Here is a 13,442-nt window from a genome sequence, read left to right on the forward strand (position 1 = left end):
TGCTATTTACTTAAAAAAATAGTGCTGGCATATCGTTTAAAATCTGCACCATCATATCAGTTATGATTTTTATAATGCCGGCTAAAATAGCTATCAAAACCGAAAAGCTAATACTTACCTTAATAGGATAGCCAACGACTAATAGGTTAAATTGTGGCATAGTTTTCATAAGCATGCCAAAAATAGTATCTGAAAGTATAGAAAGCGCGATAATAGGAAAAGCCAGAATAAATCCAAACATAAAAAGACTACCAAAGAGCTTTAGGGTGTAGCTCATCACACCGCTTCTTGGATAAAAATCTCCAAGCGGTATAGCTGAAAGTGAAGTGGAATAAAACTGCAATATTAAATGGTGCCCATCAAGCATCAAAAATGCGAGAAGTGCGATGAAATTTAGAATATTTGCAATTACTGGCGAATTTGTACCAGTTTGCGGATCAAGCACTGAAGCCATCGAAAAACCCATAATCATTGAGATCTGCTCGCCCGCCATTTGAAGTATGGCAAAAACGATATTTAGCAAAAGCCCAGCACAAAGTCCGAGCATAGCCTCACTTAAAATTTCCATGATCAAAAAATTTATAGCATGCTCATGGGCATGTGAGAGCGGGAAAAGCACGATACAAAGGGCGAAAACTAGTAAAGTTTTTACGCTAAGCGGGATTTGATTGTGAGAAAAGAATGGAAAAAATACAATAAGCCCACTAAGACGTGCAAAAAGGAGCATGAAGGTTATGACTTTATCCGCTCCGAAAAACTCGACTAGCTCCATTATTTTATATTAACGCCTCGTCCATCTCAGCTGGAATTTCAAGCCCCATGATCTTTAAAACACTAGGAGCGATATTATTTAGACCGCCGTTTTTTACTTTTTTTACGCCATCAGCCATCACAAAACAAAAGACATCATAAGTCGTGTGGTTTGTCAGTAGCTCACCGCTGCTATCGCGCATCTCTTCGCAGTTTCCGTGATCGCTCGTGATGATCATCGCATAGTTTTTCTCTTTTACTTTAGCGTAAATTTCTCCAAGAGCCGTATCTACTGCCTCTACTGCTTTTATAGCGGCCTCATAGTTGCCAGTGTGCCCTACCATATCGCCATTTGCGAAATTTACCACTATGAAGTCTTGCTCGTCATCCATGCCTTTTATCACGGCTTTGCAAACCTCTGCAGCGCTCATCTCTGGCTTTTCGTCATAGGTCTTTACCTTTGGGCTAGGGATAAGCACCCTTGTTTCATTGCTAGCTAACTCCTCGACGCCACCATTAAAGAAAAATGTTACGTGGGCGTATTTTTCAGTCTCAGCCGTGTGAAGCTGCCTTAGCCCAGCCGCTGCTATGACCTCGCTTAACGTGTTTTTTATTTTTTCATTTTTAAAGAGCACTTCAAATTTAAAATTTGCGTCGTATTCGGTCATGGTGATTAGATTTTTGATAGCAAAAGGTCGCTCAAACTCGCTAAATTTCTCCTCACCTAGAGCCTGGCAAATTTCTCTTGCCCTATCATTTCTAAAATTTATAAAGATCACGCCGTCATCTTCGCCCATGCCACTAAAGCCATTAAAGCTTGCTGGCTTTACAAACTCGTCTGTCACGCCCTCGTCGTAGCTTTTTTGTAGATACTCACTTGGCGTTAAGCTGCTTAAATTTGCTCCATTTACCAAGCTATCATAGGCCTCTTTTACACGCTCCCAGCGTTTATCTCTATCCATCGCGTAAAATCTCCCACAAAGAGTCGCCACCTTAAATTTAGCCTCCAAGCTTTTTATGAAATTTAGACCGCTATTTGGGCTAACGTCGCGTCCATCGGTGATAGCGTGTGCAAAAACCTCGCAGCCATTTTTGCTAGCAAGCTCGCACATACCATCAAAATGCTCCATATGTGAGTGCACGCCGCCATCGCTATAAAGCCCTATGACGTGGATCTTTTTACACTTTTTAAAAAGAGTTTTTAGTGCTTCATTTTCTGCTATAGAGCCGTCAGCAAAAGCACGTGAAATTTTGACCAAATTTTGATACAAAACTCGCCCACTTCCTATGCACATGTGCCCTACTTCGCTGTTTCCCATCTGCCCTTCAGGTAGTCCCACAGCGTTTCCAGAGGTTTTTATGAGCGAGTTTGGAATTTCTTTAAAAAATTTCTCGTAATTTGGCTTTTTAGCCGCCTCAAATGCGTTAAATTTACCGCTTTTATTAAATCCAATACCATCAGTTATTATTAAAATAGTTTTTTGACTCATTTTGAAAATTTATCCTTAATTTTAGATAATTTTTAAGGCCATTATACTAAAATTGCTTTTTTTAAAAATAAAGGCTCTCATGTTTTACTATATCTATGAAATTTTAAATTTTAATATCTTTCAATACATCACCGTTCGTGCTAGTATCGCTTTTTTCATCGCTTTTGCACTCACAACTTATTTGATGCCCAAATTTATCGCTTGGGCAAAGGCAAAAAACGCCGCCCAGCCTATCTACGAACTTGCCCCACAAACTCACCAAAAAAAGGCCAAAACGCCAACCATGGGCGGACTTGTTTTTGTCTTCACAGCCGTACTTTCCACGATAATTTGCGCAAGGCTTGATAACACATTTGTCTTAACATCTCTCTTTTGCCTAGTTTGCTTTACACTGCTTGGCTACAAGGACGATTACAGTAAAATTTTAGGAGCAAAAAATCACGCCGGCCTAAGCCCAAAAGCAAAGCTCTTTTTTCAGTTTTTAATAGCCTTTGTAATTTCTGTTTTTTTATATGCAAGTCACGAGCTTAGCACCGAGTTTTATCTACCTTTTTTTAAGCAACCTATTTTAGATTTAAAAATTTTTGCCATTTTCTTTTGGACACTGGTCATAGTCGCTGCTTCAAATTCAGTAAATTTAACAGACGGGCTTGACGGACTAGCTACTGTGCCATCGATATTTTCACTTTTAACACTTGGCGTTTTTGCCTACATCTGCGGACACGCGGTCTTTAGCTCATATTTACTCTTGCCAAAGATCATAGGTGTTGGTGAAAGCGTTGTTGTCTCTTCAGCCCTAATTGGCTCATTGATGGGCTTTTTATGGTTTAACTGCCATCCAGCTGAAGTCTTTATGGGCGATAGCGGTAGCTTGAGCGTTGGAGCATATATCGGTTTTATGGGCGTTGCGACCAAAAATGAAATCTTACTCATCATCATCGGCCTCATATTTGTGGTTGAAACCCTAAGCGTCATCTTGCAAGTGGGAAGCTTTAAAATTTTCAAACGCAGAATTTTTCTTATGGCGCCTATACATCACCATTTTGAGATAAAAGGCTGGGCGGAAAATAAGATCATCGTTCGCTTTTGGATCATCGCACTTTTAGCAAATCTAATCGCACTAACTGCGCTAAAGATCAGATAAGGAAAGTCATGAGAAAATCGCTATTTGGCTACGGTGGCACGATAAAGGCGATCGCAAAGAATTTCACAAAAGACGGTCTTTGGAATATCTATGATGATAAATTTAGTGAAATCTCAAAAGATGAGTTTGGCAATGCTCTTTTGCCAGTTAGCGAATTTGACCCAGCAAAAAGCAGCCTAGAGATACCAAGCCCAGGTATCCCGCCTCATCACGAGCTTATTAAAAAAGCTAAGAATTTAGTTAGCGAGTATGACTATTTTTATGAAATTTATAAAGAAAATCTGCCATTTAACATCTGGATAAGCGGCACAAACGGCAAGACTACGACTACAAAGATGACGCAGCACCTACTAGAGAGCAAGGGCTCAGTCATGGGCGGAAACGTCGGCATCGCACTAGCAAATTTAGACCCAAACGCTAAAATTTGGATACTTGAGACTAGCTCATTTACCCTTCACTACACAAATCACGCCACACCAGGCATTTACGTGCTTTTGCCGATCACTCCAGATCATCTAAGCTGGCATGGAGACATGAGCGAATACGAAAAGGCTAAGCTAAAGCCGCTTGCTAGTATGAGCGAAAGTAGCGTGGCGATCGTGCCTAAAATTTATGCCAGCACGCCAACAAAGGCAAAAGTGATTGCTTACAAAGACGAGAGCGATCTGGCTAAATTTTGCGGTGTAAGCGTAGATGATATAAATTTCAAAACGCCATTTTTACTTGACGCGCTGCTAGCACTTGCGGTAGAGAAAATTTTATTTGACCGCTGCGATGTCGCACTTTTAAATACCTTCGTCATCGAGGCAAACAAGCTTGAAGAATTTAGCGATAAAAATGGCAGAATCTGGGTCAATGACACAAAAGCTACTAACATAGATGCGAGCATACAAGCCGTAAAACGCTACAAAGATCATTTCATACATCTAATACTTGGTGGCGATGATAAGGGTGTTGATATGACGCCACTTTTTGAAGACTTGAAGAATTTAAGAGTAAAAATTTACGCCATCGGCTCAAATAGTGACAAACTCATGAAATTAGCGACTAAATTTGGCATACCGGCTTTAAAATGCGATTTTTTACAAAATGCCGTAAATGAGATAAATAAAGAGCTAAAGACCAGCGAGATAGCGCTTCTAAGCCCGGCAGCTGCGAGCCTTGATCAGTTTAAGAGCTATGCCGAGCGAGGCGATAAATTTAAAGAGTTTATAAAGGCGCTTTAAAATTTACAAGCCATTTTAAGTAGTCTAACCAAAAACAAAAATATGCAAATTCATGTTTTTGACATAAATTTTTACTATAAAGTTTTATTGTTGAATACTTTTTAAGTTTGTGCTAATATTTAGCAAAAATTTCCAAGGAAGTTTAATGCCTCTAACGCCCAGAAATGATGTAAATTTTAAAAGAAATTTAATAGATATCATAAAATTTTCATATGACAATGACATAAGCAGACCATTTATATCTAACAACAAACTACTTATTGGATATGGCTTTAGCCTAAAAGATGATATAGAACTTATTTGTGCTCAAATTTATAAAAACAACAAAGACAAAGTCATAAAAGATGTCAAGCGAGCTATTGCTAACACCACTAGTACGACTACCATAGAAAAGATAGACACAGATGAACTTTTTAAAAAGATAAATGACGCCACAAAAGAGGCTTATGCAAAGTCTGGAGGTGCCGATACTTTACCTGAGTTTGAATTTAGCTCGGAAGATCAGCTAAATGCCATCTTGGAGCAAAAGCTTACGCCGCTAATCCAAGAGATAAATCAAAAATTAAACAACTCTTCACTTAAAAATTTACAAGCCGTTTCACTTACTTCAGATACACAAAACAGCCAAATTTCAAGAGAGCATGTCGCACTTTTAGCACTTCTTTATATCAGCAAGAAAAGTAATATTGATCCATCCCTAGCAAGCTATATCAAAAGCAAAAATCGTTTTAAGGCCTGGTTCTGGCTAGCATATGAAAGCTTTAGTGATGAGGCAAGCAATAAAACATCTATTTTACGAGAAAAAATTTCAAATCAGTTTGGGCTTTATGAAAGTAATGAACAAAATGTTAATTTTACCGAGTGTATAGATGTTTTTAGCCATTTAAATATTTCTAAAGCAAAATATAAATCAAAAAATCAAAACAATAAAGAGATCATCCAAAACGTCACTCATTTAGAATTTATGAAACTTCAAGAAAATGGATCAAATTTAAATGCATCAGATACATCAAAATGTGAGGCTTTATTTCAGCCATTTGTTACAAAGATAAATTCTTTATTAAGCACTCAAAGTACAAAAACCTTTAACCTTGAAAATATATACTGCGTAAATTTAATCAGCTCAAATGCTTCAAATACTTCAAGAATAAATAAGCTCTTAAGGCAAAGAGAGGAGGAATTTTATAAACAAGAAAACATACTCTTGCTATGCCCAAGAAAGATGACAACTCCTATTAGAGTCTTTCAACCTAAAAAGAGCGAATTTACCGTTGTGCTAGCTAGTCAGACTCCATTTGATTGCAGTGAGCTAAACCCAAAAGAGCTAAATTCTAGTAGGCCAAACTATGGCAAGGCAAATTTATGTGAGCTAATACTTACTGACTTTAAATTTGACTCTTATGAAGATAGTAAAAATGAAGAGATAAAATTTAAAAATGCAAAGAGCAAAGATACGGTAATACTTTATCAAGAAAACAAAAATGAAGAAGATAAGATAAATGGTGCTACCTTTACTAGCATAAAGCAAAATAGTGATGATATAGAGTATAAACTAGAAGATGACGCTATAAGTATGAAGTACTTTGAAGACCAAACGTCCAAAAACAAACACCTAAATTTCTCTTTATTAAATTTTGCTAAAGAGAATAACTTTACCCTAAGAGATGATAAAGACTCAGCTATGTTTGATATAAAGCTTCGTCTAGCTCATGGCAATAATATAGTACCTACATCAGCATCAAGTTCAGGTCTTACTCTTACAATAAACAATCTCATCATTGAAAACGAAGATGGTAAGGCAAGTGAAGATATAGATAAGATATATCTTCATCACTGCTTTGATAAAAGTATATATGAGAGTATATCTTTAGTAAAAAATGAAGACTCGGATATCAAAAACTCATATACAGCTACATTTAATATCCCAATAGACAAAGAGAATAAAGGAGATACTAAATTTATACTTTATTCAAGTGATCTAAGTAAAGTTTATAGCACTAAAGATATTCATGCTCACACTGATACAGCTGTAATATCTTTAGGATATCAAGATAAGAGTAGTTCTAACTTTTGCTATAGCAATAAGGTCTCGTTAAGAGATATAACAGATCATATAACAAATGTAATCTCTGATAGTGAGTATCCATTTAAGACAAATGAGCCAATAAGCTTAAAGGCTATATATAAACAAGAAAAAGGTAGTAAGAGATATAAAGAGATACTTTGGGGATATAAGGTAATAAATAGTAAAGAGTATGATGAACTATCCAAATCAAATCCAAAAGATGTAGTAGGCTTAAAAGATCAAAAGGGTAAAGAGATAACATTTAAAATTTCAGATGTTATACAAAAAGATGATCTAGATAAACTAAAACAAGGTGGTCATACTATAGTATTTTTTGCATATCTTGAAGGTGATAAGGATAAATTTAAGTTTTTTACAAGATATGGCAAAAATCATATAAGAATAGATATAAAGATACCTCTATATATTAAATTTAAAGACGATAAGCTAGTTATATATGAGTTTGAGCATGCTATAAAAGAGAAGACATTTGATGCTAAATTAAAGCTTAGTGATAATAAAGACGATACTTTAATAAAAAATGATAATTACTTATATATAAGTAAAGATATCTCTTCAAATGAGATAAATATATATGAAGACGACAAACTAAGCAAAGAGCTAAAAAGTGATGAGAATACAAATAAGAGCTATCAAATTTATGCAAAAGAAGAGAGCCCTAATAATCAGTCTAATGCAGATAAAGATGATAAGCTTGGTATAAATTTATTAAATAAAGAGAATATGGATAAATTTATTAACTCTTTTAATGAATCAAAGAGTTTAACTAGAGTAAATAAAGGTATATGGGAAGATGGAGATGAGGGGGTTGGAGTAAAGATGAGAGAAAGCTGTCTTTGTGGCAGAAATATATCAAAAGAAGAATTAATTAAATTGGGGGTCAGTGAAGACAACACAAATATTTTTTTAAACTACATTAATTCTACTATGAAAGAATATAATATTAACACTTGCAAAAGAAAAATACACTTCCTAGCACAAATAAGACATGAGTCTGGAGAATTTGTATACTTAAAGGAAATCGCGGACGGTTCAGCATATGAAGGTAGAAAGGATTTGGGAAATACTCAGCCAGGAGATGGAAAACGCTTCAAAGGTAGAGGATTAATTCAAATTACTGGAAGAAAAAATTATACCGCATATGGTTCTTACAAGGGTATTAATTTCACAGATGGAAGCAATAATACTAAGTTAGAAGAAAAACAATATGCTGTAGATTCAGCTGGATGGTATTGGGCTAAACACCTAAATGTTAATTTGAATAATATGGCTGACGATGATGATTTAATTTATATTACATATAGAATAAATGGAGGTTTTAATGGATTTAGTGATAGGAAAAATAAGTTACTCAAAATGCATTCAACAATTGAATGTTTGAGGGATAGTTTTAATAATCTAGAAGACAATAACTACTCTATTAAAAGCAGTAAAGTATGGAATATTCACGATGCTGTTTATAAATATGCCAATTTAAATAACTCTGAATCAAATGAGTGTCGCTTAAGATACCTTGAGCTAACAAAAGATTATTTAAAATTACCAAACGGAAAAGCGAAAGACATCATTATAAAAAGAAGAAAAAAAATTAATACAATTTTAGGAGTAGAAAATGAATAAAATACGATTTTTAGTAATGCTGTTATTTATAGTATGCAGCACCTACGCAAAAGATATAAATTTAACTGGGTTTTACAAGAATGAGCCTTGTAATATTTCAATAGAAATAACGAAAAATACTAATAAGGCAAAGTATTTTTACAAGATAGTTGATAATAATCAGACAAAATCACAAGGCTATATATCAAGCATAAAAAGCAATGGCGAAGGTGGATTTTATATAAAATTTAAAAAGATTGACGGGATGTATGAAAATGGTAGCATAGTCATACAAAACTACGGAAACTCTATGAACGAGTATAATCATTTTGAAGATTGTGATAGTAAATACTTAAAATTTGATAAATAGGGCTAGCGTGCATGATTTTGTAATTACTTTTTTTAAAGCCGAAGAAATAGAATATTACTATGAAAATGAAAAATTTTAATAGCTATTGCTATGTTCGAATGTGAGGGTGACATACATTGTACAAATGGTGGTTATTTTTGGGTAAATAAAAGAAATACCAAAAGTTTAGAAATTTTATCAAAATCAACACCAATAAAAAATAATGTAAATGAGCGCTTGATGGGAATAAATTTAAAAATTCAAACTACATATATGAAATTTATGGCGACATAATGTCTCGTAGAAAAATGTATTTGAACATTTTTAAGCAAGAAAAAACTATTTTTAAAAGCGATGATTTACAACAGATAGAACAATAAGAATTCCTATTCAAAACTTAAAGAAATAGATAGTGGACTGCCTGCGAGTTTTGATAAATTTTATAAGAAATCGAAGAATAAATATCAATAATAGTCTATAAAAATATAGAGATTATAACAATAAACAATCTCATCATTGAAAACGAAGATGGTAAGGCAAGTGAAGATATAGATAAGATATATCTTCATCACTGCTTTGATAAAAGTATATATGAGAGTATATCTTTAGTAAAAAATGAAGACTCGGATATCAAAAACTCATATACAGCTACATTTAATATCCCAATAGACAAAGAGAATAAAGGAGATACTAAATTTATACTTTATTCAAGTGATCTAAGTAAAGTTTATAGCACTAAAGATATTCATGCTCACACTGATACAGCTGTAATATCTTTAGGATATCAAGATAAGAGTAGTTCTAACTTTTGCTATAGCAATAAGGTCTCGTTAAGAGATATAACAGATCATATAACAAATGTAATCTCTGATAGTGAGTATCCATTTAAGACAAATGAGCCAATAAGCTTAAAGGCTATATATAAACAAGAAAAAGGTAGTAAGAGATATAAAGAGATACTTTGGGGATATAAGGTAATAAATAGTAAAGAGTATGATGAGCTATCCAAATCAAATCCAAAAGATGTAGTAGGCTTAAAAGATCAAAAGGGTAAAGAGATAACATTTAAAATTTCAGATGTTATACAAAAAGATGATCTAGATAAACTAAAACAAGGTGGTCATACTATAGTATTTTTTGCATATCTTGAAGGTGATAAGGATAAATTTAAGTTTTTTACAAGATATGGCAAAAATCATATAAGAATAGATATAAAGATACCTCTATATATTAAATTTAAAGACGATAAGCTAGTTATATATGAGTTTGAGCATGCTATAAAAGAGAAGACATTTGATGCTAAATTAAAGCTTAGTGATAATAAAGACGATACTTTAATAAAAAATGATAATTACTTATATATAAGTAAAGATATCTCTTCAAATGAGATAAATATATATGAAGACGACAAACTAAGCAAAGAGCTAAAAAGTGATGAGAATACAAATAAGAGCTATCAAATTTATGCAAAAGAAGAGAGCCCTAATAATCAGTCTAATGCAGATAAAGATGATAAGCTTGGTATAAATTTATTAAATAAAGAGAATATGGATAAATTTATTAACTCTTTTAATGAATCAAAGAGTTTAACTAGAGTAAATAAAGGTATATGGGAAGATGGAGATGAGGGGATAAATGTTTTAATAGAGATTAAAGATTATCCTTTTACGCTAAGTATGCTAAAACAAGTATTTACTAATATAAAAACAAACCAAGAATATATCTTACAAGAAATGGTAGATGAACTAAATAGAAGAGATGATGAAGATGGAATTCAAATGTATGTAAAATATAAGCTTAATACTAGAAATAGATTGGAGCATTTTTTTGGGCAATGTGCAGTAGAGGTGGAAAGTAGCTTCCCAAAACTGACAGAGAGTTTAGATTATAGTGTGGAAGGTCTTGTGAGATCCAATATTGGTTATTTTAAAAATAATTATGATAGAAGTAAAGATGTAGGAAGAATAAAAGATACAAAAGGAAAAATAATTCAAAAAGCCGATCAAGAAGCTATAGCCAATCGAGGATATGCTGATGAAAATAGACCTAAAGACTTGCGACTTGGCAATACCGAAGAAGGCGACGGCTGGAAATATAGAGGTAGAGGGATAATACAAATAACTGGTAGAGAAATATATACCGAATTTAATACATTTGCACACGAAGTTAAATTGGTAGGAGATGAAATAAGCTTTGTAGATAATCCAGAACTAGTAACTGAAAATAAAACCTATGCTTTTGTGTCAGCTGCATTTTTCTGGATACATAAATATAGAATGATATATAAAATAGCAGATGAAAGTAAAGTGGACTCAGAAAATGAAGATGTGGTAAACAAAATAACAAAAAAAGTAAATGGTGGTACAGATGAAAAAAGCAGAACAAAAAGAATAAACTCTTATAAACGTATAAGAGAAGCAAATATATTTAAGAAATTTAAATAAAAGGATAAGAGATGAAACCTAAATCTATATTATTAATGAGTTTGATAATAGTCTTAAATTTATATGCTTTTGAGCCTATGATGCCAGGTAAGGCTACCAAAAAAGCTAGTGATGATTATGGGCAGGTTGATGGTGGAGCTTTTTGTGATGCAGACTATGGTACCGACTTTATTACTCCTAGCTTTAAATGCTATGACGATAAAGAGAAATATAAATTTAAAGAGTTCTCTTTAGAGGACTTCATATGTCAGTCAAGAAGCACTGCTTTTAGAGACAACTACTTTGCTGATCTTTACAATCTAATCATAAAAGAAAATCCTAAGCTAAAAGATAAAGCTCAAAAGATAGCTAGAGAGAGGATAGCTAAAACTCAAAAAGAGTGTATAGTTCCACGCTCTAAAAAATTTAAACAAAATTGTAAACTAACATTTAGTATATCTGGTGCTATTCATTGCTCTAGGTCATATTATAGAAGCTATACGGCAAAAATAGCACTGATGCTTTATAAGAGCGATAAAGAGTTATTTAAAAGAATTTATGGTGAAGACTATGAGAAATTTAAAGAGGTTTTTGAAGATACTTTAAAGTATGTGCCGATACTTTATTCAGAAGTAGAGCTAAATGGTATTAAAAAGACAGATAATAAGCCTTATGCCGAGTTTTTAAGAAAATATGATGAATATACTGGTGATTTTGATAGATACAAAATACATGACCTAATTTACATAGTATTAATCCAATACTCCTTAATAGACAAAAATGGTCATTTGATTTTGCCTGAGAATAGAAAAATTGATGATAAAAACTAGATTTTTATACTTATTGCTACTTTTAGCTATATTTTCTAATGCTCAAAACTTAAGTATAGAAACGTACAGCAAGGACGACAAATGCTCCATAAGTATAAATGATGAAAAAATTTATAGCAGAGAGTGCGAGTATGAGCTTGAACCAAATTTAATATTTTACACCAAATTGAATCGCAGCGAAGTATGGATATTTCAAGACATACAAAACTATGCTGCTTGCAATGGACACGGGCCTTTGAGAATTTTTGAAAAAAAAGAGGACAATAATGTTAAATTTCAAGGCAAGATAGATTGGTGCGCGAGTATACCATTTTTCGAAGTCACTAATGAAAGCATCTTAATAATAGACAAACCACACAAAAATACACTAACCAACAATGGTGAGCCAAATTTTAAAAGTAGCGGAAAACTATCAGACGAAAGAAAATATAAATTTGAGAATGGAAAAATCAAAAAGATATAGTTTTGCATTTTTTTAATAACTATATTAATAAAAATTTTAATACTGAAGATAATATAGTAGAAAATCCAACTTTAGTAGCCGAATATGAAAAGTACGCGATAATGAGTGCTGCATGGTTTTGGCTTTCTAATAATCTGCATAAAATAGCAGATGAGAGTAAAAATGACTCAAATAATGAAAATGTAGTGGATAAAATAACTTATGTTATTAATAGGGGGACCGACAACCAAAGCAAAAGAGATAAAAAAGAAAATTACACAAGGATTAGAAATGCTGAAATTTTTCAAATTTTTAAATAGTGCATTTTTATTAGTATCATTGCTGGCTTGCAATGGTATGGGAAAAGATGAAATACCAAATTTTAAATACAAAGACGTATCTAACTATTATTTTAAAATAGGCAGTGATAGCTATTCTGTAAAGATTTTACGTAATTATAATGAGGATAACCTGGGGCAGGCAATAGAAATAAAAGAGTGCGCCATTATTTATAAAGAGAAAATGAAAAAATGGAGTTTTTGTTATGACGATATGTCTATGTGGAGCGTTACAGCTAATGGTAATATAATTGAGTTTAAAGGCGGAACCCAAGACAGAGATCGAAATATAGTGGACTTTTATATACTTTTTAAAAAATTAGCCTCGGAATTTTATTTGTATGAGTACACTTGGAAATTTGGATATATAGATGAAACTACAAACGATGAAAAAATTAATAAAGCAGAAAATTACTACGTAGATCATGGTAAAAAGAATAGACTTTATATAAATCAAATCACTCCAAAAATTCTTAATGACATGAGAAAAAACTTTTATAAAAATAAGTAGTAATTAGGTAATTTGAGTAACGTATTTAAAAGTAAATATATTTATAGGACAAAATTTATATGCTTATAAACTCTTAATGTCTAGCAAAGCTACTATAAAATATTGAACTAAGCATTTGAACAAACAGAATATAGTGGGGTAAAGGTAACTTAGCAGTCATAGATGACCCAATTAGCATCAGAAATATTTTACAAAAGTAAATATAATAAAAATTTTTACTACAAATTCTGGCATCAAACTTGGTGACAAACAAG

Annotated in this window: 12 protein-coding genes; 10 read left to right on the forward strand and 2 right to left on the reverse strand. The window is 32.8% G+C overall.

Annotation, left to right across the window (positions count from 1 at the left end; translation table 11 throughout):
- Positions 1-10: 10 nt before the first annotated feature.
- Positions 11-772: a flagellar biosynthetic protein FliR gene (fliR, locus tag CYO92_RS08560; protein WP_103588476.1), complete on the reverse strand. Its 762-nt coding sequence runs from the start codon at positions 770-772 to the stop codon at positions 11-13.
- 4 nt (positions 773-776) lie between these two features.
- Positions 777-2,240: a 2,3-bisphosphoglycerate-independent phosphoglycerate mutase gene (gene gpmI, locus CYO92_RS08565; RefSeq protein WP_103588477.1), complete on the reverse strand. Its 1,464-nt coding sequence runs from the start codon at positions 2,238-2,240 to the stop codon at positions 777-779.
- 79 nt (positions 2,241-2,319) lie between these two features.
- Here gpmI and mraY point away from each other — a divergent pair, with 79 nt between their 5' ends.
- From mraY to CYO92_RS08615, 10 genes are all read left to right on the forward strand, one after another.
- Positions 2,320-3,384 carry a phospho-N-acetylmuramoyl-pentapeptide-transferase gene (mraY, locus tag CYO92_RS08570; protein ID WP_103588478.1) on the forward strand — a complete coding sequence of 355 codons (1,065 nt, stop codon included), beginning with the start codon at positions 2,320-2,322 and terminating at the stop codon, positions 3,382-3,384.
- 8 nt (positions 3,385-3,392) lie between these two features.
- Positions 3,393-4,610 (forward strand): UDP-N-acetylmuramoyl-L-alanine--D-glutamate ligase, encoded by a 1,218-nt coding sequence (gene murD, locus CYO92_RS08575; protein WP_103588479.1) that lies wholly within the window; start codon positions 3,393-3,395, stop codon positions 4,608-4,610.
- A 145-nt stretch (positions 4,611-4,755) separates the two neighbouring features.
- Complete coding sequence (locus CYO92_RS08580) at positions 4,756-8,316, forward strand: glycoside hydrolase family 19 protein (protein ID WP_103588480.1); 3,561 nt, start codon at positions 4,756-4,758, stop codon at positions 8,314-8,316.
- Positions 8,309-8,665 carry a hypothetical protein gene (locus tag CYO92_RS08585; RefSeq protein ID WP_103588481.1) on the forward strand — a complete coding sequence of 119 codons (357 nt, stop codon included), beginning with the start codon at positions 8,309-8,311 and terminating at the stop codon, positions 8,663-8,665. Before CYO92_RS08580 ends, CYO92_RS08585 begins: the two co-directional genes overlap by 8 nt.
- A 90-nt stretch (positions 8,666-8,755) precedes the next feature.
- Positions 8,756-8,938 carry a hypothetical protein gene (locus CYO92_RS08590; protein WP_021091560.1) on the forward strand — a complete coding sequence of 61 codons (183 nt, stop codon included), beginning with the start codon at positions 8,756-8,758 and terminating at the stop codon, positions 8,936-8,938.
- Positions 8,939-10,191: 1,253 nt separating this feature from the next.
- Positions 10,192-11,088, forward strand: a complete 897-nt coding sequence (locus CYO92_RS08595) for a glycoside hydrolase family 19 protein (protein ID WP_103588482.1) — start codon at positions 10,192-10,194, stop codon at positions 11,086-11,088.
- Between the two features lie 11 nt (positions 11,089-11,099).
- Positions 11,100-11,897: a hypothetical protein gene (locus CYO92_RS08600; protein ID WP_103588483.1), complete on the forward strand. Its 798-nt coding sequence runs from the start codon at positions 11,100-11,102 to the stop codon at positions 11,895-11,897.
- Positions 11,884-12,360, forward strand: a complete 477-nt coding sequence (locus CYO92_RS08605; RefSeq protein WP_103588484.1) for a hypothetical protein — start codon at positions 11,884-11,886, stop codon at positions 12,358-12,360. Before CYO92_RS08600 ends, CYO92_RS08605 begins: the two co-directional genes overlap by 14 nt.
- Positions 12,361-12,362: 2 nt before the next feature.
- Positions 12,363-12,659 carry a hypothetical protein gene (locus CYO92_RS08610; RefSeq protein ID WP_103588485.1) on the forward strand — a complete coding sequence of 99 codons (297 nt, stop codon included), beginning with the start codon at positions 12,363-12,365 and terminating at the stop codon, positions 12,657-12,659.
- The gene (locus CYO92_RS08615; protein ID WP_103588486.1) at positions 12,631-13,188 is read left to right on the forward strand and encodes a hypothetical protein; all 558 of its coding nucleotides are present in this window, start codon (positions 12,631-12,633) and stop codon (positions 13,186-13,188) included. The genes CYO92_RS08610 and CYO92_RS08615 overlap by 29 nt, the downstream gene beginning before the upstream one ends.
- The last annotated feature ends 254 nt before the right edge of the window (positions 13,189-13,442 follow it).

It is taken from the genome of Campylobacter concisus (genome assembly GCF_002913715.1).
GTDB classification, from domain to species: domain Bacteria; phylum Campylobacterota; class Campylobacteria; order Campylobacterales; family Campylobacteraceae; genus Campylobacter_A; species Campylobacter_A concisus_AG.

What these genes read in the sequence shown, in the direction of transcription:
- fliR (WP_103588476.1), bottom strand. Translation starts at nt 772, where the DNA reads ATGGAGCTAGTCGAGTTTTTCGGAGCGGATAAAGTCATAACCTTCATG.
- gpmI (WP_103588477.1), bottom strand. Translation starts at nt 2,240, where the DNA reads ATGAGTCAAAAAACTATTTTAATAATAACTGATGGTATTGGATTTAAT.
- CYO92_RS08605 (WP_103588484.1), top strand. Translation starts at nt 11,884, where the DNA reads ATGATAAAAACTAGATTTTTATACTTATTGCTACTTTTAGCTATATTT.
- CYO92_RS08590 (WP_021091560.1), top strand. Translation starts at nt 8,756, where the DNA reads ATGTTCGAATGTGAGGGTGACATACATTGTACAAATGGTGGTTATTTT.
- CYO92_RS08615 (WP_103588486.1), top strand. Translation starts at nt 12,631, where the DNA reads ATGCTGAAATTTTTCAAATTTTTAAATAGTGCATTTTTATTAGTATCA.
- murD (WP_103588479.1), top strand. Translation starts at nt 3,393, where the DNA reads ATGAGAAAATCGCTATTTGGCTACGGTGGCACGATAAAGGCGATCGCA.
- CYO92_RS08600 (WP_103588483.1), top strand. Translation starts at nt 11,100, where the DNA reads ATGAAACCTAAATCTATATTATTAATGAGTTTGATAATAGTCTTAAAT.
- CYO92_RS08585 (WP_103588481.1), top strand. Translation starts at nt 8,309, where the DNA reads ATGAATAAAATACGATTTTTAGTAATGCTGTTATTTATAGTATGCAGC.
- CYO92_RS08595 (WP_103588482.1), top strand. Translation starts at nt 10,192, where the DNA reads ATGGATAAATTTATTAACTCTTTTAATGAATCAAAGAGTTTAACTAGA.
- mraY (WP_103588478.1), top strand. Translation starts at nt 2,320, where the DNA reads ATGTTTTACTATATCTATGAAATTTTAAATTTTAATATCTTTCAATAC.
- CYO92_RS08580 (WP_103588480.1), top strand. Translation starts at nt 4,756, where the DNA reads ATGCCTCTAACGCCCAGAAATGATGTAAATTTTAAAAGAAATTTAATA.